Here is a 20,297-nt window from a genome sequence, read left to right as displayed (position 1 = left end):
ATCTCGCGTGCCGGACGGGCATCGCTGAATGCCCTAGCGTCCTGCCGCGGTGTCCGCAATGGGGATGTCGATATAGCAGCCGTCCTTTCCGCCCAGCGTGAAGGTCAGCACCGGCGGGCGCCCATGCGGTACCTGTGGGAAGTGGCCGCGATCGCCCCCCGCAAGAGACACGCGCAGCTTGCTGCCGGCAGCCAGCGTCCACGCCACGGGCAGCAGCGCAAAGTCGAGCGTCACCGCCTGGCCCGGCACGAGCCGTTCCGCGTCCGCGCGCCGGTGTGCCCGGTACGGCCACGTCGTCCGATATTCAGGCGGACAGGGTTCCGACTTTCGATGCGATGCGCGAAGCAAGCCTTCGGTGATATAGCGCACGGTACCGTCCGCCTCGACTTCGGAAAGATAGGCATAGACCGCGGCATCCGGCTGCGAGGCGGCGACGGTCAAATGCGCAACGACATGGCCCGCGATCGCCAGGGGCGCGCTGACGCGCGCCGAATCGAAGTGCGGCAGCCGCGCTTCGTGCCCGGCCCAATCCGCGTAGTAATCCTCGATGTTCGCGGCGCCGAGGCGCTCGTATCGCGTCTTGCGGCCCGTGGACCAGTCGAAGCTGACCTGGAACGCGATGTCGCTGGCCGCCGGCGCGGCTTGCGGCGAGAGGCCGTCGCCGGCGGCGAGATACAGGCGTTCGGTGTTCCGCGCGGGCGGCCATGTTTCGGCCGCATGCCACTGGTCGTCGTGGATGCTGTGATAGTGGACGCGCGCCTCGTCCTTCAGGCCGGTGTCGAGGCCGAGCAAATGTTCATCGAAGAAGCGCAGGACCTCGCCGAGCAGCGGAAATTCCGACGCGGGCTTTTCCCGCCATGGCGACACGTTCGTTCGCGCGCCGTGATCCCACGGTCCGAGCAGCAGGCGGTTGTCATTGTCAGGCAGCGAGAGGAACCGCGTGATCGCGCCATTCGCGTAGCCGCCGCCGTCATACCAGCCCGAGATCGAATACACGGCGACATCGGGTTTGATCCCGTCAAGGTAGCGATAGGGACTGCAGCTGCCGGAGTCCAGCGACGGGTCATGGAACGCCGCGGCATCGCGAAAGGCGAACTCCGGCGCCAGATCGGCCAGCGTGAAATTGTTGCGGTGTTCCGCGATGGCTTCGGCCAGCAGCACGCCCTCCGCGTCCTCATCCACGCGTTCCGGCCCGGCGAAGCGCGGATCGTTGAAGTAGGGGAACCCGGCTACCAGCTCGCGGCGGTCCTGATCCAGCGCGAGCATCAGTTCGTCATAGGCCTCGACCCACACCTTGGACAACATGCCGCCGATATAGAGTTGCTCGCTATAGATATCGGAGACGGAGAACAGCGGCGCGATGGCCTTCACCGCGGGGTGGCCGGTACTGGCGAGAAAGCATGCCGCGGCACCCAGATAGGAGATGCCCGTGCAGCCGATCTTTCCATTCGACCACGTCTGGTTCGCGATCCATTCGGCGACCTCGTGGTAGTCGTCCCGCTCCGAGGGCGAACGCAGCGTGTCGCGCGTGCCGAAGCTGGCGCCCGTGCCACGTACGTCGACGACGACCACGGCATAGCCCTTCGGCACGAAGGCATCGCGGTACTTGGCGGCATTGGGACTCGGCTCGGCGCCCGCCGCCGTCAGCCGAAACCGCCGATAGTACGGCGTGAAGATGACGACCGTCGGGAAACGTTCGGGCGCGACCGTGCCGGCCAGCGGCTGTGGCAGATAGATATCGGCGGCGAGACGGCATCCATCTCGCATCGGCAGGTAGCAGGAGGCGGGCCGCGGCGGAACGGAAAATTCGGCGTGACGCGTCGCCAGATAGGCGGAGGGCGCGGTCTTCCAGGCGTTACCCCGGATATCTTGATCGGACATGAGCTTCAGGTAGAGCGTCGGTGATGCCGCCTATGGTACGAAGCCTGCGATGCCGGACGGAAAGATGAAATTCCGATTCGAACATAGGCCGCACCTATGGGCCGCCCCGAATGCGCCGTCGCTATGTCGCCGTGGTGCCTTCTTTGTGCTGCCCCTGTGTCACCTCTGTGCATGCCGCATTGCAATAGTGCGCGCGTGCCCCAGTGACGGGCGCTCACGCGCGGCGCGGTCGGGGCATAGGCCTGGCCTATGTTCGCATCGACAATCCATATTGGTCTCTGAGGGCGGACATCCATACCATCCTGATGAGCATTTCGTGATGAATTCAGTTTCGATGGGAGAACGTTCGATGTACCGACGCCGCTTTATCGCCTTCGCATTCGCGGTCACGGCCGCTGCCACGGCCTTGCTGTGCCATGGCGCTGCCTACGCGCAGGACGCGTATCCTTCCCGACCGATTCGCCTCATCGTCCCGCAGTCGGCCGGTTCCGGCAGCGACGTCGTGGCGCGGCTGCTCAGCGAGAAGGTATCGCAGGAGCTCGGACAATCGATCGTCGTCGACAACCGTCCCGGCGCGAACGGCATCGTGGCGATGAGCACCGTGGCGAAGTCCGCGGCGGACGGCTATACGCTGCTGCTCACGGGCGTCTCGCAGATCAGCTTCAATCCGCATCTGTATGCGTCGCTGCCGTATAACCCGCAGAAGGATTACACGTTCATCTCGCCCGTGGTGGACACGCCGTTCGTGCTGATCGCCAGCAAGGCCAGCGGCATCACGTCGGTGAAGGGCTTCATCGACAAGGCGAAGGAGAAGAACGGCGGACTGCCGTTCAGCAGCGCCGGCGTCGGCAACAGCACGCATCTGGCCATGGAGATCATCGCGGACAAGCTCGGCCTCAAGCTGACGCACGTCGCCTACAAGGGGTCGGGTCCGGCCCTGACGGGTGTGGTGGCCGGCGAGGTGGATGCGATGGCGAGCGTGCTTGGCACGGCGCTGCCGCAGATTGCGGCGGGCACCGTGGTGCCGCTGGCCGTCATCGGCCAGACGCGCGCGAAGGAACTGCCGAACGTCCCGACGCTGAAGGAAGCCGGTATCGACGTGCCCGTCATGCCAGGCTGGTGGTCGCTGGTCGGCCCGGCGGGCATGGATGCGAAGACGGTGAGCAAGCTGAACGCCGCGGTGCAGGCTGCACTGGCGGATCCGCAGATCAAGGCGCGACTGGCATCGCTCTATCTGTACCCGATCGTCGGTACGTCGGAAGCGATGAAGCAGCGCGCGATCAACGACTCCAACGTGTGGGGCGACTTCATCCGCAAGCGCGGGATTCAGAGTTCCTGAGGCGATGACTCGGTCGCCAAGAGGTAATTCAGCGTAACGGCGATGGCTTTTACGCTTAACCTCTGCCACCATCGCGCTCCTTCCATTCCTAGCGGACGCGCGCGGTTCATCAAATGGCTTCGAGCAAAGCACACCATGCCACCGGCTGGGCGGCGGCGGTCATCTATGCGGCTGTGGTCGCGAAGCACGGTGGGGCCGGGTGGCACTGGGCCAACGCGTTGGGATTCGTCGCGGCGTTGTTCGGCAGTACCGCTCCGGACTGGATGGAGGTCGCCTGGTGGTCGCGGTCGCGGCGGTTGTGGATTACGCATCGGACGCTGACGCATTGGGGCATCGGATGGATCGCGCTGCTGATCGGCGCGTATCACGCGCTCGGGACGCATGCGATGGCCGCGCCGTTGTTTGGATTTGCCTGCGGCGGGCTCATGCATCTGCTGGCGGACTGGCCAAATCCGCTGGGTGTGCCGTGGATCGCCGGGCGGCATTCGCTGAACTGGTGGAACAGCGGGCGTTGCGACTGGTTTATCGTCGCGGCGTCATGGCTGATTGCTGGCGCGGTGTCGGCCGATCTGTGGATGCAAGGGCGCCTCAGCGTCGAGTTGCTGCATCACCTGAGGGCGGGATTCCCGGTCTTCCGATAGGGTCCTACGCCAGCCGCAACTCCCACAACACGTCGAGCACATGCTGCGTCGCACGCTCGACGTATCCCGCGCGGTGGGCGACACCCAGGCGGCGCCATAATGCGGGCCGTAGCGGCCGCATGATCACGCGCTTGTCCGGTAGCGGCGTCGTGGCCTCGTGCGGCAATAGCGCGGCGCCATAGCCGGCCGCCACCAGGCTCTTGATCGCGTCGTTGTAGTTCAGCTGAATGCGCGGCGCCGGATGATGGCCGGCTGCCGCGAACCACTCGGAAGTCAGGCGCGAGAGGCGCGTCGTCGCATCGTTGAGGATCAGCGGTTGCGCGGCGAGCCAAGCCGGTGTCACCCGTGCCGGGGATTTCCAGTCGGCCGGCACGAATGCCATCACCGGGTCGCGGCGCCAGGGCTTGATGACGAGACCGGCCACGGGCGGCTGGGGGAGCGCGATGAGTCCGACGTCGAGCGTGCCGTCGGCGAGACGAGACAGCGCTTCCTGCGACGTGAGAATTGCAATCTGGATGTCGATGGCGGGATGGTCCTTGCGCAAGACTTCCAGCGCCTGCGGCAGCAGATGCGCGATCACGCCCGTGGACGCGCCGAGCCGCACGCGACCTTCCAGCCCTTGCACCTGCCGCTGGATATCGTCGAGCGTCTGCTCGGCATCGGCCAGCAGGCGGCGCGCTCGCTCGACGAGGACTTCGCCAATGGCCGAGGGTCGCACCTGTCCGCGCTTGCGTGAGAGCAGCGGGGCGCCGATGCGCGCCTCGAGTTCGCTGATGTGGAGGCTTACCGTGGGCGGCGCAAGGTGCAGGGCGCGCGCGGCGTCGGCGAACGAGCCGCGGTCGGCGATGGCGACCAGCGTGCGCAGGCGGTCCAGGCTGATCTCTCGCATCGTATCTCCTCGGCGGATCCTCGACGTTCAGCGTCGCTGAACGATAGCGTTATTAAATTCAACTTTTCCTATTCTACTTCCGGATGGAAGATGAGGGCTCGTTCTCCCAGTGCTCCCATTCCCCATTCCATGGAGTCCTCACGCATGCGCTCTCCCATTGTCTTCATCGACGGCGACCAAGGCACCACCGGTTTGCAGATTCACGACCGGTTGCGCGACCGGACCGACCTGACCCTCTTGACACTGCCGGCGGACGAACGCAAGGACCCGCGCCGCCGCGCGGAGGCGATCAATGCCTGCGACATCGCGATCCTGTGCCTGCCCGACGCGGCCGCGCGCGAATCGGTGGCCGCGATCGTGAACCCGGCCGTGCGCGTGATCGATGCGAGCTCGGCGCATCGGACGCATCCGGAGTGGACGTATGGCTTTCCCGAGATGACGCGCGGGCAGCCCGAGCGGATCGCGCACGCGCATCGCGTGACGAATCCCGGCTGCTATCCGACCGGCGCCATCGCGCTGCTCCGTCCGCTGATCGAGGCGGGACTGATTCCCGATCATCACCCGATCAGCATCCACGCGGTGTCGGGCTACTCCGGTAGCGGCCGGGCCGGCGTAGAGCAGTTCGAGGGCCCCGATGCCGCGAGCGCGCCGGCGTATCACATGTATGGGCTCGAACTTGCGCACAAGCACACGCCGGAAATCCAGCAGCTCGCCGGACTGTCGCATCGGCCGATCTTCCTGCCGTCGATCGGCGCATACCGTCAGGGCATCGTGCTGACGATTCCGCTGGACCTGCGGCTGCTCGCGCCAGGTACGGATGGCCGCACGCTTCGGGCTTGTCTGGCGCGGCATTACGCGGGCTCGAAGCATGTCAGCGTGACGCCGCTTCAGGACGGGGGCGCGGCGACGCTCGACCCGCAGGCGCTCAACGGCACCAACGACCTGCGGCTCAGCGTGTTCGCCAACGACCAGCATGGGCAGGTCGTGCTGGCGGCGGTGTTCGACAACCTCGGCAAGGGCGCGTCGGGCGCGGCGGTGCAGAACCTCGACCTGATGCTTGGCGGCTCACTGTCTACGGCGAACCAACACCACGACGACTCGGTGTTGGCCGCGCACTGACGGATATCGGCGATATGTTCGATATGCGTGGCTTATTTGGGTTGGCACGCGCTATGCGATGGGATGAGCGAGCAATGCTCGCCTCCAACACCGACCCGAGGAGAACCATCATGGCCAACGCAATACATATCGTCGATCTGCATCAAGAGGAATCCCTTTCGGCTGATGCGCGGAAACGCGTCGTGGGCGGACGGGATATCGCCCGGGAGAAGGCGGTCCTCGAGGCTTATCTCACCATCCGCGATATCGACAAGCTGCTGAACGAGCCGGAACCCGCGCCGGCCAAGGTGTCGATGAAACTGCCGGGATAAGGCAGGGCCGTGCGATGGAGTGGCGCTGCGCGGCATTCGTGAGGGAAAACGACAAACTCCGTTTTACTTGTTAGCGAAAACGACATTTCGCCCTTACAGGCGTCACCGATGCGACGCTAGACGACATCGGCGAAGTATGGGCCCGCAGCGCGGGCACGTCAGACTAGTCTGAGTGATTCATTAATATCTTTGTGAGCCTAAACGACAAAAGGACTCATAGATGTTTCTCTAAACGACAAAGCAAGGAGAATCGGAACTAGAATGTCGCTGTAAACGACATCGGCAAGGCTCATGGAGCATCTCGGCGAAACGACGGACGACATCATTGTTACCGCGGCCCTCACGCCCGCACAGCGGAGACACATCGAGCGGCGCGCGAAAGATGGCCAATTGCAGCGGATCTTCAAGGGGCTCTACGTCGCAGCGGCGGGAGGCCCCGACGATGTCGCTCGACGGGTGAGTGCGAATTGGGCGCGCGTCGCTGGCGTTATTGCCCCGGGTGGGGTGATCTCGCATGCGAGCGCCATGAGCGGACGCCCGATCGACGGCATGGTGTACGTCTCCCACCCCACGCTGGGCCGCCGCAAGGTCAGATTGCCGGGGCTGACCGTAGAAATCGTACCCGGATGCGGGCCGCTGGCGGGTGATGTACCCATGAGCAACACAGGGCTTCACTACGCCGGGCACACACGCTTCCTGCTGGAAAACCTCGGGATGAAGCTTGCCCGGAAGGCAGGCGCCGACGCGGTGGAGCGGTATCTTGTCATGACCCTGAACGCCTCCGGCGAAAAGGCGCTCAATAGGATTCGCGACGAGGCGGCGATCATTGCATCTGCATTGGGGCTTCAGGGCGAGGCAGCATCTTTGCGCGAGCTTGTCGCCGCCCTGCTCGGCACGCATAAACAGGGAACGCTCAAAACGCAGGAAGGCATTCTCATCGCCAAAGGAATGCCGGTCGACGCCGAGCGCATGATGCGATTCGACGCGCTCGCCTCCCATCTGCGCATCCATCCCTTCCCGCGCTTCGAGGAGGGCGTGCCATCTGGTGTTCCCCGCCACAATTTCTGCTTTGTCGAGTCCTACTTCTCGAACTATGTCGAAGGGACAAAGTTCGCGACCGAAGGATTCACACGACGTCCTCGGGGTGTTTCGTCTCGCGCTGACGCCTCCGTTTCGGAACAGTCCGCCTGTCGCCGGTGAAGACTTCTTGCCCGGTTTGGAGCAATGGCATACCGCGATGCTCGGGAGCAGGCCGGAGGCGAATCCGGGCCGCGTCAAGACTGAACAGAATTTACGCTGGCACAACCGCATTCGTGCGGCCTTCGCACGTGCGCGGCACCCTCGAGGCGGGATCGAAGATCGCGTTGTCGGTGCCCGAGGGTTTCGCGCGCGCGGTGTTCTATGCGTTTCTCGTGTCGGAAGTTCACCCGTTCGACGATGGCAACGGTAGGTTGTCTCGACTCGTGATGAACGCCGAACTGTCGCGAGTCGGACTGCATCGCATCATCGTGCCGACGCTCTTTCATCCGCAGTATGTGGACTGCGTTCGCAAGCTGACCCGGTCCAATGAACCGGAGGCTTTCGCTCGCTGCCTGGCGATGATGGCGCGATGGTGCTCACAGTTCGACTACACGGACATGGACGCCCTCATTGCCGCCCTGCGAACGACGAACGCCATGGAGGAATCTCCCGCGCAGTATCAACTGCTTAATCTCGATGGCAGTAAAAGCTTGCAAGGCTGAGCGACGCAGTCGCGCGGCAGTGCGGTGAAAGCTTCGTTGCGGTAAGCGGGTTTGTGTGCGGCGGGCATTCCCCCCGATAGCGATAGAATGCGGGCCTCTATTCCGCGAGGCCTCTTAGCATGTCCATGGAAATTCTTTCGCGCTCGGCGGCGTTGCATGGGGCGGCCGTGGCTTGTATGAAGGGGGCGGTGCCTGCCGATCACCCACGCACGCTGGCCGCTTATCAGTGTGCGTTGATGTCCGTCGAGCATGCGGCCGGTGCCGTGGCGTTATTGACCATCGGCATGCCCAACGCCGCGATGGCATTGTTTCGGCCGCAGTTCGAAAGTTTGATGCGGTGCGTCTGGCTGCTGGAGGCCGCGGACGAGCGGTGGGTGCGGCAGTTTCATGCGGCGGACGTGGAGACCGGCGATTCGCCGGCGTTGGCGGATATGATCGAGGCCTTGCTGCAGCTCGAGGATCCGCGTAGCCGGGACATCGTCGAGCATCTTGACGCTTATCGCTTGCAGGGCCTGGGTGCCATTGGCGTGCTGACGCAGGGCGGAATGCGCCCCATGGCGCGGTTGGGGCAGGGGGCCGCGAATGAACAGCTCGAGGCGCTGGTGCGTTGCGCGAATGGGCTCGTCTGCCATGCGGCGCAGATGGCCGCGCTGATTTCGGCCGATCCGTCAGCCGCCATGCAGGCGGTGCAATCCCTGCGGGGCGCTTTTGTGGATTGCCTGCCCGTCGATTGTCGGCCCGTCGATAGCATGCCATCGGCTGGCTGAGCCCGGGCATGCCCGGAATACCCGGCCGTCCGCGTGGAAGTCCTATGGTATGGTTACCGTTTCGAGGACTTTCGCCGGTGATGGGAACGCGTCACCGGAGTGCGGTCGGGAGTGATCCAGCGTGAGCGATGCAAAGCAGAAAGCGCGAGGCACACTGCGGGCGGAAAAGGTAGCGACCAGCCGGGCGTTGCGCCTGAGCGTGCCGCAGGAGGCGAGGCCCGCGCCCGTCAACCGCAAGGACTGGCTGCGCCAGCGAAAAGAACAGTTGCAGGCGGCCCGCCTGGCCGCGCGCCAGCGCCGCGATCTGCTCAAGGCCGAGATTCTGTCCGTGGCGCAGGATATCGCCCGCGAAGAACGCGCGGCGGCGCGGCTCGAGGCGGAGCGCCAGAAGGCGGCGCTCAAGTCCGACCAGACCCATGCGCGCGAGGACGCCCGCGCGGCCGCAAAGTTCGAGCGCGGACAGCCCGCGCGCGCCAAAGCCGATCGAAAGACCCTCTCCAACGAGAAGCGCAAGCTCGTCTCGTTTGCGGATTTCGTGCGGATGCGCCGATAAGACGCTTCAACTCCCGTCGAAAATAAACCTCAGCAGCGTCACAGAACAGGCGTACAGTGGACGAGGTTCTACAAAAAGTGGGGGAAATGATGGACAACTATCCAGCAACGCGCGCCAATGGCTTTGACATTTATCCGCTGGTGTATAAGTTCGACGCACCCGCACGTGAATGGAACGAACGCAAGCCGGATCGCACCTATAGCGCCTCGGTGGTGATCTGCCGCGAGGGCGAAACGCCGTCGGGCGCGAACGGCCGCGTGTTCAAGCTACCGGAGCAGAACTGGGAAAGCCTGGGCGTGGCCAAGCGCGCGGCGGTACAGCGCGGGCTGGACATCATCGGCGGACGGGTGCCGGGCGAGTCGATGGCCGGCGTTTGATCGGCGGCTATCCGCGATCGATGCGTTATCGCCTGGCCTGCTGGGCGAGGAACCGGTCCAGCTGACCGGCGAATGCCTTGCCATCCTGGGGCGAGAACGGCGGCGGACCGCCGGTATCGATGCCCGAGGCACGGAGCTGATCCATAACGTCGCGCATGGTCAACCGCTCCTGAATGTTTTCGCGGCTGAACCACACACCGCGCGGGTCGAGTACCTGTGCCCCTTTTTCGAGCGCCGCCGCGGCGAGCGGGATATCGGCGGTAATCACGAGATCTCCGGCCTCCGCCATGTCGACGATGCGCTTGTCGGCCTCATCGAAGCCGGACGGTACCTGCAACGCCTTGATGAACCGCGACGGCGGTGTACGCAGGTACTGATTCGCCACGAGCGTGACGTTCACCTCCGCACGCTGCGCGGCACGGTACAACATGTCCTTGATGACGACGGGGCAGGCGTCTGCGTCGACCAGTATCTGCATTGAGGAACTTCCAGGGTACGAGAGCCGCAACACTACCATGCTCGGACCCGTCGGCATACCGCGTATGCCCGCTCACCACAGGAGACCAACATGTCTCAGAACAACGCGATCTACAAGGGCTTCCGGGTATCGGCGCGGGTGCGTCAGGCACCGGACGCCCTCCCGGCAGGCGACCCGATTCCGCTTCGCTTTCTCGCAACCGTGACGATCACGCAAGTCAGCGAGGGCATGGGCTCGCGCAGGCAACTGCCCGGGATGATCCAGCATGCCGCGGGCGCGCCGCATGACGCCATCGCGCTGGCCCTGTCATCGGCCCGCGCCGCAATCGACGGCATGTCCACCTTCGTAAAGGCGAAGTAGGCCAATGATCATGAGCTGGTTCTGCCGGGACTATCGCGGCATGTACATCCATGCCTTCGCGTTCGAGTCGCCGGAAGCTGGCATCGGGACGAATTTGCCCGGGCCCAAATGGAACTACCGGATGGCAATCTGCTTCTCGCCGCTGCGCGACGACAGGCTATTCGGAGAATCCTCGGACGATGACGAGGATTACTTCACCAAGGAGGCCGCGGAGCAGGCCGCGCTGTTCTACGGCCGATCGGCCATCGATATCCTCCACGGCCTGCGATGACAAGCCGATGACGGCCAGCACCGGCGAAGGTCAATCCGGTCCTTGCTTCGCCAGCGCCATGTGGGGGCTTTCCGTCGTGATGACGCCGATGATCCTGGCCAGTTGGCGGCTTAGCGTGATGTACGCATGCCCGATGCGGCTGTCGAAGTACAACGAGTCGCCACGCGCCAGGCGCACGACCTCGCCCTGCTCGAAATGGACTTCGATCTCTCCCGAGAGAACGTACACGAACTCCACGCCCGCATGTCTGGCGAAATCCTTCGGTCCAGTCACCGCACGTGCGTGAACGGTGCCGAGCACGGGGTTGATGGGTTTGCCGGGGGCGGAAGTAGCCAGGAATTCGTACGTGAAGGCGGCCCCGCGATAGCGAACGCCTTCACCGGCGCGCGTCACGACGGGACCGGCCTGAGGCGCCGGCGAGGCGTAGGCCTCGGAGAAGAGCGTGCCGATGTCCAGCTGTAACGCATGCGCCAGCGCCGCGACGTTCTCGTAGCCGAGCGCCAGTTGGCCGCGCTCGGCGCGCGAAATCGTGGTGATGGAAACGTTCGAGCGCTCCGCCACCTGCATCAGCGTCCATCCGAGCTGCTTGCGGGCGGTGCGCAGCCGCATGCCGAGCGTTGCCGGATCCAGCAGATCGGCCCCTTCATGGCGGCGAGTGGTCTTGGTCTTCATGGCAATCTCCCGAGGCAAGGATTCTCTCAGAGATCCCACAAAAATTTGCGTAAACGCAAAAAATAAATATACTCGCATCCACTGCCCAAGGAAGGATTGCGGGATGCACATCGTCGTTGTAGGGGCCGGCATCGCCGGCGTGGTCACTGCCCTGACACTGGCTCGGGAGGGCGCCACGGTAGACATCGTGGATGCGGCACCGGGCGCGGCCTCGGGGGCGAGCTTCGCGAATGCGGGACTGATATCGCCGGGCCATTGCTTTAGCTGGGCCGAACCCGGCATGGCGCGCGTCGCCATCCAGTCCCTGCTTGGCCTCGGCGACGGCATCGGCATCTGTCCGCCATGGACGCCCTCGCTGCTGCGCTGGGCCGGGCTCTTCGCGCGGGAAAGCACGCGCGACAGGTGGATCGCCAACTCCACCGCCGCGCTGGACCTCGCGGCCTACTCGCGCAACCTGCTATTCGGCGAGGGCGTCGTGCCCGTCGAGGCCTATGGCGGGCGGCATGCCGGCATCCTGTACCTGTATGGCGAAAACCAGCAGCCCGGTCCCTACGATGAGGCGCTGCTCAGAGCAGCCGGAGAACCTTTCGAGCGTCTGGACCACGACGCGCTCCTGCTGCGCGAACCGATGCTGGCCAGGGCGGCCGTAAAGTTCGCGCGCGGCGTGTTCTGTCCGAACGACGGAACGGGCGACGCCGCACGCTATACGGCGGCGGCACTGGAGGAGGCTATGCGGCGCGGTGTGCGGGCGCATTTTGGAGAGCGGGTGCGCGGGTTCGACGTCAGGGGCGCGGCCATCTCTGGTGTGAAGACGGACAAGGGCCACTATAAGGCCGACGCGGTCGTCGTGGCCGCGGGCCTGTCCTCACGGCAGCTACTCGCGTCGCTAGGCGACTCGCTGCCCATCTTTCCGGTCACGGGGTATTCGATCTCGTATCGCGGCGAACGCGCGGCGCGGCCGAGCGTGGGCGCGGTCTCGATTCCACACAAGATTGCATGGGCTGCGTTCGGCGAAGAGACCGTGCGATTCACGGGCTTCGCCGACATCGGGGTGCCCGGCCCGGCGAAAATCGCGGCACGGTTCCGCGCGCTGGAGGCCTTCGCGCACGACGTGTACCCGGAGATTCGTGGGGACGCGCCAGCCAAGTGGGTGGGCCAGCGGCCGATGACGCCCGATAACCTGCCGTTCCTGGGCGCGTCCCGGCATGCGAACCTGTGGCTGAACTGCGGCCATGGCGCGATGGGCTGGACCATGGCATGCGGCTCGGCGCGCATCGTGAGCGACCTCGTCCTCGGCCGGGAACCGGCCATCGATCTGGAACCTTTCCGGTGGGATCGCTACGGTCTGCTCGGCCGCCGCGGGCGTGCCGTGGCAAGCGACCGTATCGCGGTGACGTAGGTAACGCAAGGACGCGCTCGCCCGGGCCTTACCTGTCCAGCCCGCCCATCAGCACGTATCGGACCTCGACGTATTCCTCGATCCCGTAGTAGCTGCCTTCACGGCCGTAGCCGGAATGCTTGATCCCGCCGAACGGTACCGACGCCGTGCCCACCGAACCCGTGTTCAGGATCACCATGCCGGCTTCGATGTTCTTCGACAGCCGGAACGCGCGGCCCAGATCGCGCGTGAACGCGTAGGCGACGAGGCCATACTCGCTGTCGTTCGCGCGCCGCACGACTTCGTCTTCCGTCCTGAAGCGATAGATCGGAAACACGGGCCCGAAGATCTCGGTCCTGGCCACCGTCATCGCGTCGTCGAGATCCGCGAGGATGGTCGGCTCATAGAACAGGCCGCCCTTCGCATGCGGCTTGCCACCCAGCACAACGCGGGCGCCTGCCTGCTTCGCCTCCTCGACGAGCGCGGCGACCTTGTCGAGCCCGGCCCGATTGATCAGCGGCCCGACCACGAAGGCGTCCTGAAACCCCTGGTCCACGCGAATCTCCGCCACGCGCTCCGCCACGGCTTCCACGAAGCGGTCATGGATGCCGTCCTGAACGAAGACGCGATTGGGAGAAATGCATACCTGGCCGGAATTGCGGAGCTTCGCGGATACCAGAGCGGCGACCGCGTCCTCGAAGCTTGCATCGTCGAACACGATGAACGGCGCGTTGCCGCCCAGCTCCAGCGTCATCTTCTTCAGATCGTTGCCGCACGCGGTGGCCAGCAGCTTGCCCACGGCGGTGGAGCCGGTGAACGAGAGCTTTCGGATCCGCGAGTCGCCCGTGAACACTTCCCCGATCTCCTTCGGATTGCCCGTCACCATCTCGAAGACACCTTCGGGAATACCGGCCCGCCGCGCGTACTCGAGCAGCTTGTAGGCCGTCAGCGGCGTCAGTTCGGAGGGCTTGATGACCATCGTGCAGCCGGCCGCCAGCGCGGTGGCGATCTTGCGCGTGATCATCATGAACGGAAAGTTCCACGGAGTGATCGCAGCCGTCGGTCCCGCGGGCTCTTTCGTCACCAGTACCCGCGCATTGTCCGCGTGGGTGGGGATGGTGTCGCCATACACGCGCCTGGCTTCCTCGGCGTACCACTCGATGAAACCCAGACCATAGTCGATCTCGCCCATCGCGTCGGCGAGGCACTTGCCGTTTTCCCTGACCATGATCTCCGCGAAGACGCGTTTGTCGTCGCGAATCAGTTCGAACCATCTGCGCAGGAGTTCACCCCGCTCCCGGGCAAGCTTGCGCGACCACATCGGGAAGGCGTTGCAGGTTCGGTCCACGGCAGCCTTGACCTCGGCCAGCGTCATGTCGGGCGCCTCGCCAGCCAGCGAGCCATCGGCGGGGTTCGTTACTTTGATCGTCATGTCCAGTCCTTTGTTCGAATGCATGCATCGCGGTTGCGATGACGAGAATCGATGGTAGGACTGGCTCGCCGGGCAGACCATGGCGAGGAATCTATTGTTATTGCCTATTTCTATGAGGGGGCCCTGTAAGAATCCGGTAAGCCTCGGGTTTTAATGTGTGTGCGGATTGCGCCCCCACTTTTGCGAACCATGGACCCAGAATCGCCCCCCGACACGTCTGTTGGTCAGGAACTGCCCCTGCGCGCGCGGGTTGCCGTGCTCGAAGCCGTGATGCGGGTGGCCGACTGGCGCGTCATCGCGCCGCGGCTGGCGGCCGTGCTGGACGACGCGATGCGGCAGGTGGACGAATCCACACCGCCGGAGCTCCGGATGAAGCTCGAAGACCTGCGCGTGGAGCTGATGCAGGCGGAGCGGCTGGCGCGCTGACGACCGCTGCCGGCAACCGTTGCCGACAACCGGTGCCGCAATGTCAGGGCTTGCTGCCGGCCGACGCTTCCAGCAGGCCCGCCAGCGCCGCGGGCAAGCCGGCATTCGGCTTCTGTGGCGGCCGGGCGAAGCTACCTTCCCGCGCGGTGCCCGGCTGCAGCGCGACCAGCGACTCGCAATGGCGCACCGCACTGCTCACGCCATCCACGACCGGCACGGGAATGCTGCCCTGTAGCGACCGCGCAAGACCGGCCAGCGGTGCGCCCGCGACGATGATGACGTCGGCGCCGTCCTCCCGCACCGCCTCCAGGCTGAGCGCCTCCAGACGGGCGGCGTGATCCTGCTGCACGCTGCCGATATCGCGCAGCGGCGTCTGCAACGAACGGACGCTCGCCAGCCGCGAGGTCAGGCCATTGGCCGCCACGCATTCCCGATACCACGCCTCGATGCGGTGCGAGATGGCGATGATCGAGAACCGTTGCCCGAGCAGGCATGCGCTCGCCAGCGCCGCCTCCGTCATGCCCACCACAGGCACATCGAACAGTTCCTTCAGGCCCGCGAGCCCGGGGTCGCCGAACGCGGCGACGATGAGCCCGTCGAACGTGCCCGCATGCTCGGCGGCCGCGCACGCGGTGGCATAGCCGCCGACCAGCGCTTCGAAGCGCGTCTCGATGTAGGCCACCCCGAAGCTCGCGGTCGCCATCGTGATGCGGGTGTCGGGTGACGCGGTCCGCCGCGCCTCGGTGTGGATCAGGTCCGTCACCGATGCGCTGATGTTCGGATTGACGATCAGAAGGTTCATGGCTCAGAGCTCCGGAAGTCCGGCTTCGAGGAACTTGCCCCGGCCCGCGGAGGGTTCGAGATACTCGCCGTTGCGCACGATCATCTCTCCGCGCGAGAAGGTCGTCATCGGCCAGCCTGTGACTTCCATGCCTTCGTACGGCGTGTAGTCCACCGCATGATGGAGGTTGCTATTGGCGATGCGCACCTTGCGCGTCGGGTCCCAGAGCACGATGTCGGCATCGGCGCCAATCGCGATGGTGCCCTTGCGCGGATACAGACCATAGAGACGCGCCGGCCGGTACGACGTCAGTTCCACGAACTGGTGCAGTGACAGCAGGCCGCGCCGCACGCCATCGAACAGCAACGGCAGTCGCGTCTCGATGCCCGGCACGCCATTGGGAATGTGGTGGAACGGCTGCTCCTTGCCGCCGGGCTTCTTGCCATGCGGATCGTCGAAGCGAAACGGCGCATGGTCCGACGAGAACACGCTGAACACGCCATTGGTCAGCGCGCGCCACACCGCGGCCTGATTCTCCGGGTCGCGGGGCGGCGGGCTGCACACGCATTTGGCGCCCTCGTAGCCCCCCTCGCTGCCATCTTCGCCGGGCAGGCCCATGTCTTCCGCGGTGAGGTACAGGTACTGCGGGCAGGTCTCCGCGAGGATCTTCAGGCCACGCCCTTGTGCCCAGCGGATCTGTTCGATCGCTTCCTTGCCCGACACATGCACGATCAGGATCGGCACATCGACGAGCTCCGCGAACGAGATCGCGCGATGCGTCGCCTCGCGCTCGACGACCGCTGGCCGCGCCAGGCCGTGAAAGCGCGGCGCGATGCGGCCTTCGCCGACCAGCCGGTCGGTGAGCCACGAGATGCAGTCGGCGTTCTCCGCATGCACCATCACCAGCGCGCCGTGCTGCCGCGCGACGTCGAGCACTTCGAGCATCTGCCGATCGGACAACTTGAGGTCGTCGTAGGTCATGTAGACCTTGAACGAACTGTAGCCCTGCCGGATCAGCGCAGGCAGTTCGTCGTGCAGGACGGCGGGGGTGGGATCGGCCACGATCAGGTGGAACGCGTAGTCGATGACCGCGCGGCCGTCCGCCCGTCGGTGGTAGTCGGCCACCGCCGCCTTGAGGGAGTGGCCTTTCTCCTGCGCCGCGAAGGGGATCACGGTCGTGGTGCCGCCGCAGGCCGCGGCGCGCGTGCCGGTGAAGAAATCGTCGGCCATGCGCAGGCCATCGGGCATCGGCTGGTCCAGATGGCAATGGCCGTCGACGCCGCCCGGAAGCGCGAGCAGGCCGCTGGCATCGACTTCCTGCCGCGCGCTGGCCAGGCCATGGCCTAGCGCCACGATCTTGCCGCCCCGCACGCCGATGTCGCAGCGAAAGCGGTCGGATGCCGTGACCACGTCGGCATGACGGATCACGAGGTCGAGGTTGTTGTCTGCGGACATGATCGTCTCTCCGGGGTGTTACACGACGTCGCGAAACAGGCGGCCCCAGCCCTGCAGCGCGCGCGTATCGACACCCGCCAGCCGCAGCGCACTCCATACGACGGTGGAGATGGTGTCGTACATCGGGATGCCGGTCTCGGCTTCGAGCGCCTCGGCCAGATGCGCCGCATGCAGGTTCGTGCAGAACGTGGTGATGGCCTGTACGTTTTGCGTGGCCAGCTCGCGCACCATCTGGCGGATGGTGTCTTCTTTCACTTCGGCAAAGCTGTAGTTCACGTGCAGGCCGAGATGACGCTCGGCCGTGCAGTCGAAGCCGCTGCGCTGGTAGTTGGCGACGATGCGCTGCTGCACGTCGTCGAGGTACGGTGTGGCCAGCCCGAACCGGCGGGCGCCGGTCTTCTCGAGAATCTCGTTGAGGGCGAGCACCGAGGTGGTGGCGGGAATGCCCGTCGCTTCCGTGATCTGCTTGCACAGCGCGCGATCCCTGTCGAACCCCAGCCAGCCGGACGACGTGCCGTTCCACGCAATGACGTCGACGCGCGCGTCCGCCAGCAGGCGGGCGGCCGTCAGGATCTTGTCGAGGTCGAACTGACCCAATGCCTGGTCGCGCAGCGAGATCTCGGTGACGGTGAAGCGCGAAAAATGCGCGCTGACGTTGGGCAGGCCGCTCACCATGGCGCTGGTAATGGGCTCCAGCGCGGTATTGGAAGAGGGCGTCAGCATGCCAAGGCGAATCTGCTTGTTCATGGGTGGGATTCTCAGGAGTGGTCGGGCACCGTCTGGACGCGGTGCCTCGGGGTAGGTGCCGGGCGCTTACCGCTCGGGTTTGTCGTTGAAGGCGAGCTGGGTGCCCGGCACGCCGTGACTGCCGCGCGCGAGCTCGAGCTCCCGCTTCAGCGCCGCCTGGCGCGCCGCGTCGGGCCTGACCGCCGGGCCCGCCTGCAGCGCGGGCTGCAGTGCGGGCAATATGTAGTCGTTGACCATCTGGCGATACAGGTCGAGGTACTTCGCATCGCGCAGGCCGCCTTGCGTGGACATGATGCTGTTCATCACGATGACCGCGTTCTGCTTCGGGAGCACGGTGATGAACTGGCCCTTGTAGCCCATCGCGCTGAATTCGCGCTCGCTCTGGACGATGTTGTTCACCCAGCAGTAGTAGCCATAGTCGCGCGCGGGGCCGGACGGCGTGGTCATCTGCGCCACCCACGACGCGGGCACGATCTGCTGCCCGTTCCAGCGGCCCTGATCGAGCATCAGCATCCCCAGCCGCGCCATGTCGATGGACCGCAGGCGCAGGCCCCATCCGCCCGACACGGCGCCCTTGCCGTCCGCGCCATCCCAGCGGTAGTGCGACATGCCAAGCGGCTCGAACAGCCGCCTCGCGGCATACTGCTGCTCGGGCAATCCGGTGACCTGGCTGATCGTGGCGCCGACCAGCACCGGATTCACGTCGATGTAGTCGAACTCGGTGCCAGGCGCGGCGCGCACGCTTGCGGTTGCGGCGACCTTGAGGCGGTCCGGCACGCCGTAGTACAGCGTGTCGGTGCCCTCGACGAGCTTGTACGAGAGCCCGCTGGCCATCGACATCAGGTGCTTCAACTGGATCTGCTGCTTGTCCGCGAGGGACGCGGCGAGGTCGGGGCGGGCGGTGGCAAGCCGCGCGGCGGGGGCGTCGGTGGCGGCGAGCTTGCCATCGCCGACCAGCGTGCCGACGAGCAGCGCGCTGATGAACTTGGTGACCGAATACAGCTCGTGGTTGTAGTCGCGGCCGAGTCCGTCGCTGTAACGCTCGAACACGAGCTTGCCATCCTTGATGACGAGAAGGCTGCGCACGTCGAGCTTGTCGCGGCGAATCCATTCGGACAGCGCGACCAGCCGCGTGGAGTCCACGCCGACGGCTTCGGGCTGCGCGGTGGGAATGTCGGCGTACGGCGCCGCCTGTGCAGTGCGCATACCGGTCGCCAGCACGGCGGCGATGGCGATGAGCGTGAAGGTGTTCGTTTTCATGAGGGCTCCTCACTCAGACCGGAAGCTTGGTCTCGTAGTCGATGGCGGTGGACGACAGCAACAGCCCCACGCCGGCCGCGGCGAAGAACATCAGCGCCAGAAAGTACGAACCCGTGAACTGCACGATCATGCCGACGATGATCGGCACGCTGATGCCGCCGATATTGCCGCCGAGGTTCATCACGCCGCCGAGGAAGCCGATCTTGTTGCGCGTGCCCAGGATGGACGGAATGCACCAGAACAGGCCGCACCAGCGCAGGAAGAACAGCGTGGAAGAGAGCAGGGCGACCACGACCACGGGGTCGGTCACATAGGCCACGGAGAAGATCGAGACCGTGGCCACCACGGCCGCGATGCCGAACAGCGTGCGCATGACGACGTTGGGCCGTCCGCCGGCTTCCTTCCACTTGTCCGCGATCCACCCGCCGATCAGTTCGCCGACGAAGCCGCAGAAGAAAATGATGAAGCTCGCGCCGCCCATGGCCTTGATATCGAAGCCGTGCACCTTGTTCAGGTAGTTGGGCATCCAAGTGAGCAGGCCGTAGAACACGGTGTTGAAGCACATCCAGCCGATGGCCATGCACCAGACCGAGCGGTACTTGAAGAAGTCCAGCGAACGGCCCGACAGATTGGCCGGCTCCGCGCGGTGCTCGCTGGCCTGCGCCTCTTCGATATAGCGCGCTTCCAGTTCATTGACGCCGGCATGTTGGCGCGGCGAGTTGCGGATGTAGCGCCACGCCACGATGCCCGCGACGACGGTACCCACACCCGCCACGATAAACGCGAGGCGCCACGAGCCGAGCGCGGTAATCAGCCACGTAATGATGATGGCGCCAAGCGCAGCGCCCAGCGGCGCGCCGCCATCGAGCAGCGTCGCCCCGCGGCCGCGCTCGTTCTGCGTCATCCAGATCGCGTTGAGCTTGCCGCCCGCCGGATAGATCGGCGCTTCCGCGGCGCCGAGGCCCAGACGCGTAAGCAGAAGCGTCGTCGCCGTCGTGCAGGCCGCGGCCAACGCCTGAAACGCGCCCCAGAACACTGTCGCGCAGGCAATCACGATGCGCGGCTTGTACTTGTCGGCGAGCATGCCGCCGGGCACCTGCATCAATGCGTAGGTCCAGAAGAACGAGCTGAGGATGAGCCCCTGCATCGTTGGGCTGAGGTCGAACTCCCTGGCGATCAGTGGCATGGCCACCGACAGCGAGGCGCGGTCGATGTAGTTGATCGCGATGAGGAATAGCATCATCAGGAAAATCTTCCATCGGACGCTGCTGCGCGCGGCCGTCATCGTGGCGGCCTGACTGGTGGATGGCATGGGGGTCTCCTGCTCCTTGGGTCCTGCGTTGTCGTGGCAAGTGATGGGGGTCTACAGCGGTGTCGCGCAACAGGAACGGAGTATAGGATACGTAATCTGTAATTAC

Annotated in this window: 23 protein-coding genes; 13 read left to right on the top strand and 10 right to left on the bottom strand. The window is 65.2% G+C overall.

Annotated elements, in window-relative coordinates:
• Positions 1-33 precede the first annotated feature (33 nt).
• A complete protein-coding gene (locus KHP16_RS21750; protein ID WP_211961111.1) occupies positions 34-1,881 on the bottom strand; it encodes a CocE/NonD family hydrolase in 1,848 nt (615 codons plus the stop codon).
• A 349-nt stretch (positions 1,882-2,230) separates the two neighbouring features.
• Here KHP16_RS21750 and KHP16_RS21745 point away from each other — a divergent pair, with 349 nt between their 5' ends.
• A complete protein-coding gene (locus tag KHP16_RS21745) occupies positions 2,231-3,220 on the top strand; it encodes a Bug family tripartite tricarboxylate transporter substrate binding protein (RefSeq protein WP_211961110.1) in 990 nt (329 codons plus the stop codon).
• Positions 3,221-3,333: 113 nt separating this feature from the next.
• A complete protein-coding gene (locus tag KHP16_RS21740; RefSeq protein WP_211961109.1) occupies positions 3,334-3,861 on the top strand; it encodes a metal-dependent hydrolase in 528 nt (175 codons plus the stop codon).
• A 4-nt stretch (positions 3,862-3,865) separates the two neighbouring features.
• Here the strand turns inward: KHP16_RS21740 and KHP16_RS21735 are convergent, their stop codons facing one another.
• Positions 3,866-4,750, bottom strand: a complete 885-nt coding sequence (locus KHP16_RS21735; protein WP_115954233.1) for a LysR family transcriptional regulator — start codon at positions 4,748-4,750, stop codon at positions 3,866-3,868.
• 144 nt (positions 4,751-4,894) lie between these two features.
• On the opposite strand from KHP16_RS21735, the gene argC reads away from it, so the two are divergent.
• The 7 genes from argC to KHP16_RS21700 all read left to right on the top strand — a co-directional run bounded on the left by argC (position 4,895) and on the right by KHP16_RS21700 (position 9,619).
• Positions 4,895-5,869 carry an N-acetyl-gamma-glutamyl-phosphate reductase gene (argC, locus tag KHP16_RS21730; protein WP_211961108.1) on the top strand — a complete coding sequence of 325 codons (975 nt, stop codon included), beginning with the start codon at positions 4,895-4,897 and terminating at the stop codon, positions 5,867-5,869.
• Between the two features lie 74 nt (positions 5,870-5,943).
• The gene (locus KHP16_RS21725; protein ID WP_147452858.1) at positions 5,944-6,180 is read left to right on the top strand and encodes a hypothetical protein; all 237 of its coding nucleotides are present in this window, start codon (positions 5,944-5,946) and stop codon (positions 6,178-6,180) included.
• 291 nt (positions 6,181-6,471) lie between these two features.
• A complete protein-coding gene (locus KHP16_RS21720) occupies positions 6,472-7,380 on the top strand; it encodes a hypothetical protein (protein WP_211961107.1) in 909 nt (302 codons plus the stop codon).
• A 128-nt stretch (positions 7,381-7,508) separates the two neighbouring features.
• Complete coding sequence (locus tag KHP16_RS21715; protein WP_244214742.1) at positions 7,509-7,922, top strand: Fic family protein; 414 nt, start codon at positions 7,509-7,511, stop codon at positions 7,920-7,922.
• 119 nt (positions 7,923-8,041) lie between these two features.
• Positions 8,042-8,689, top strand: a complete 648-nt coding sequence (locus tag KHP16_RS21710) for a DUF6988 family protein (protein WP_211961106.1) — start codon at positions 8,042-8,044, stop codon at positions 8,687-8,689.
• A 121-nt stretch (positions 8,690-8,810) separates the two neighbouring features.
• Positions 8,811-9,242, top strand: a complete 432-nt coding sequence (locus tag KHP16_RS21705; protein ID WP_179594162.1) for a hypothetical protein — start codon at positions 8,811-8,813, stop codon at positions 9,240-9,242.
• Between the two features lie 89 nt (positions 9,243-9,331).
• Positions 9,332-9,619 (top strand): hypothetical protein, encoded by a 288-nt coding sequence (locus KHP16_RS21700; RefSeq protein ID WP_109584393.1) that lies wholly within the window; start codon positions 9,332-9,334, stop codon positions 9,617-9,619.
• Between the two features lie 25 nt (positions 9,620-9,644).
• On the opposite strand, the gene KHP16_RS21695 is transcribed toward KHP16_RS21700, so the two are convergent.
• On the bottom strand, positions 9,645-10,097 hold the full coding sequence (locus KHP16_RS21695; RefSeq protein ID WP_109583864.1) for a YaiI/YqxD family protein: 453 nt from the start codon (positions 10,095-10,097) through the stop codon (positions 9,645-9,647).
• Between the two features lie 90 nt (positions 10,098-10,187).
• On the opposite strand from KHP16_RS21695, the gene KHP16_RS21690 reads away from it, so the two are divergent.
• Both KHP16_RS21690 and KHP16_RS21685 read left to right on the top strand, forming a co-directional pair.
• Positions 10,188-10,457 carry a GTP cyclohydrolase gene (locus tag KHP16_RS21690; RefSeq protein WP_109583865.1) on the top strand — a complete coding sequence of 90 codons (270 nt, stop codon included), beginning with the start codon at positions 10,188-10,190 and terminating at the stop codon, positions 10,455-10,457.
• Between the two features lie 10 nt (positions 10,458-10,467).
• Entirely contained in the window at positions 10,468-10,728 is a 261-nt protein-coding gene (locus tag KHP16_RS21685; protein ID WP_244835940.1) for a hypothetical protein, read from the top strand.
• Positions 10,729-10,758: 30 nt separating this feature from the next.
• Here KHP16_RS21685 and KHP16_RS21680 read toward each other — a convergent pair whose 3' ends face one another.
• Complete coding sequence (locus tag KHP16_RS21680; protein WP_211961105.1) at positions 10,759-11,400, bottom strand: helix-turn-helix domain-containing protein; 642 nt, start codon at positions 11,398-11,400, stop codon at positions 10,759-10,761.
• Positions 11,401-11,503: 103 nt separating this feature from the next.
• On the opposite strand from KHP16_RS21680, the gene KHP16_RS21675 reads away from it, so the two are divergent.
• The gene (locus KHP16_RS21675; protein WP_211961104.1) at positions 11,504-12,799 is read left to right on the top strand and encodes an FAD-dependent oxidoreductase; all 1,296 of its coding nucleotides are present in this window, start codon (positions 11,504-11,506) and stop codon (positions 12,797-12,799) included.
• 28 nt (positions 12,800-12,827) lie between these two features.
• Here KHP16_RS21675 and KHP16_RS21670 read toward each other — a convergent pair whose 3' ends face one another.
• Positions 12,828-14,210 carry an NAD-dependent succinate-semialdehyde dehydrogenase gene (locus tag KHP16_RS21670; RefSeq protein WP_211961103.1) on the bottom strand — a complete coding sequence of 461 codons (1,383 nt, stop codon included), beginning with the start codon at positions 14,208-14,210 and terminating at the stop codon, positions 12,828-12,830.
• A gap of 189 nt (positions 14,211-14,399) precedes the next feature.
• On the opposite strand from KHP16_RS21670, the gene KHP16_RS21665 reads away from it, so the two are divergent.
• The gene (locus KHP16_RS21665; RefSeq protein WP_109583867.1) at positions 14,400-14,636 is read left to right on the top strand and encodes a hypothetical protein; all 237 of its coding nucleotides are present in this window, start codon (positions 14,400-14,402) and stop codon (positions 14,634-14,636) included.
• Positions 14,637-14,679: 43 nt separating this feature from the next.
• On the opposite strand, the gene KHP16_RS21660 is transcribed toward KHP16_RS21665, so the two are convergent.
• The 5 genes from KHP16_RS21660 to KHP16_RS21640 form a co-directional block, all read right to left on the bottom strand.
• Positions 14,680-15,438, bottom strand: a complete 759-nt coding sequence (locus KHP16_RS21660; RefSeq protein WP_109583868.1) for an aspartate/glutamate racemase family protein — start codon at positions 15,436-15,438, stop codon at positions 14,680-14,682.
• A 3-nt stretch (positions 15,439-15,441) separates the two neighbouring features.
• Positions 15,442-16,872 (bottom strand): dihydropyrimidinase, encoded by a 1,431-nt coding sequence (gene hydA, locus KHP16_RS21655; protein ID WP_211961102.1) that lies wholly within the window; start codon positions 16,870-16,872, stop codon positions 15,442-15,444.
• 18 nt (positions 16,873-16,890) lie between these two features.
• Positions 16,891-17,619 carry a maleate cis-trans isomerase family protein gene (locus KHP16_RS21650; RefSeq protein ID WP_211961101.1) on the bottom strand — a complete coding sequence of 243 codons (729 nt, stop codon included), beginning with the start codon at positions 17,617-17,619 and terminating at the stop codon, positions 16,891-16,893.
• A gap of 66 nt (positions 17,620-17,685) precedes the next feature.
• Entirely contained in the window at positions 17,686-18,879 is a 1,194-nt protein-coding gene (locus KHP16_RS21645; protein ID WP_115954243.1) for a serine hydrolase domain-containing protein, read from the bottom strand.
• A gap of 13 nt (positions 18,880-18,892) precedes the next feature.
• Positions 18,893-20,191 carry an MFS transporter gene (locus KHP16_RS21640; RefSeq protein WP_115954244.1) on the bottom strand — a complete coding sequence of 433 codons (1,299 nt, stop codon included), beginning with the start codon at positions 20,189-20,191 and terminating at the stop codon, positions 18,893-18,895.
• Positions 20,192-20,297: the final 106 nt, after the last annotated feature.

Origin of the sequence: Cupriavidus plantarum, assembly GCF_905397285.1 — a bacterium.
GTDB classification, from domain to species: domain Bacteria; phylum Pseudomonadota; class Gammaproteobacteria; order Burkholderiales; family Burkholderiaceae; genus Cupriavidus; species Cupriavidus plantarum.
The sequence above is the reverse complement of the archived record's forward strand: the minus strand, read 5'-3'. Positions and strand labels throughout refer to the sequence as shown.

Coding starts and splice junctions, on each gene's coding strand:
- KHP16_RS21745 (WP_211961110.1), top strand. CDS start 2,231: ATGTACCGACGCCGCTTTATCGCCTTCGCATTCGCGGTCACGGCCGCT.
- KHP16_RS21710 (WP_211961106.1), top strand. CDS start 8,042: ATGTCCATGGAAATTCTTTCGCGCTCGGCGGCGTTGCATGGGGCGGCC.
- KHP16_RS21750 (WP_211961111.1), bottom strand. CDS start 1,881: ATGTCCGATCAAGATATCCGGGGTAACGCCTGGAAGACCGCGCCCTCC.
- KHP16_RS21685 (WP_244835940.1), top strand. CDS start 10,468: ATGAGCTGGTTCTGCCGGGACTATCGCGGCATGTACATCCATGCCTTC.
- KHP16_RS21660 (WP_109583868.1), bottom strand. CDS start 15,438: ATGAACCTTCTGATCGTCAATCCGAACATCAGCGCATCGGTGACGGAC.
- KHP16_RS21665 (WP_109583867.1), top strand. CDS start 14,400: ATGGACCCAGAATCGCCCCCCGACACGTCTGTTGGTCAGGAACTGCCC.
- KHP16_RS21740 (WP_211961109.1), top strand. CDS start 3,334: ATGGCTTCGAGCAAAGCACACCATGCCACCGGCTGGGCGGCGGCGGTC.
- KHP16_RS21735 (WP_115954233.1), bottom strand. CDS start 4,750: ATGCGAGAGATCAGCCTGGACCGCCTGCGCACGCTGGTCGCCATCGCC.
- argC (WP_211961108.1), top strand. CDS start 4,895: ATGCGCTCTCCCATTGTCTTCATCGACGGCGACCAAGGCACCACCGGT.
- KHP16_RS21695 (WP_109583864.1), bottom strand. CDS start 10,097: ATGCAGATACTGGTCGACGCAGACGCCTGCCCCGTCGTCATCAAGGAC.
- KHP16_RS21640 (WP_115954244.1), bottom strand. CDS start 20,191: ATGCCATCCACCAGTCAGGCCGCCACGATGACGGCCGCGCGCAGCAGC.
- KHP16_RS21670 (WP_211961103.1), bottom strand. CDS start 14,210: ATGACGATCAAAGTAACGAACCCCGCCGATGGCTCGCTGGCTGGCGAG.
- KHP16_RS21645 (WP_115954243.1), bottom strand. CDS start 18,879: ATGAAAACGAACACCTTCACGCTCATCGCCATCGCCGCCGTGCTGGCG.
- KHP16_RS21650 (WP_211961101.1), bottom strand. CDS start 17,619: ATGAACAAGCAGATTCGCCTTGGCATGCTGACGCCCTCTTCCAATACC.
- KHP16_RS21675 (WP_211961104.1), top strand. CDS start 11,504: ATGCACATCGTCGTTGTAGGGGCCGGCATCGCCGGCGTGGTCACTGCC.
- hydA (WP_211961102.1), bottom strand. CDS start 16,872: ATGTCCGCAGACAACAACCTCGACCTCGTGATCCGTCATGCCGACGTG.
- KHP16_RS21680 (WP_211961105.1), bottom strand. CDS start 11,400: ATGAAGACCAAGACCACTCGCCGCCATGAAGGGGCCGATCTGCTGGAT.
- KHP16_RS21720 (WP_211961107.1), top strand. CDS start 6,472: ATGGAGCATCTCGGCGAAACGACGGACGACATCATTGTTACCGCGGCC.
- KHP16_RS21725 (WP_147452858.1), top strand. CDS start 5,944: ATGCTCGCCTCCAACACCGACCCGAGGAGAACCATCATGGCCAACGCA.
- KHP16_RS21700 (WP_109584393.1), top strand. CDS start 9,332: ATGGACAACTATCCAGCAACGCGCGCCAATGGCTTTGACATTTATCCG.
- KHP16_RS21690 (WP_109583865.1), top strand. CDS start 10,188: ATGTCTCAGAACAACGCGATCTACAAGGGCTTCCGGGTATCGGCGCGG.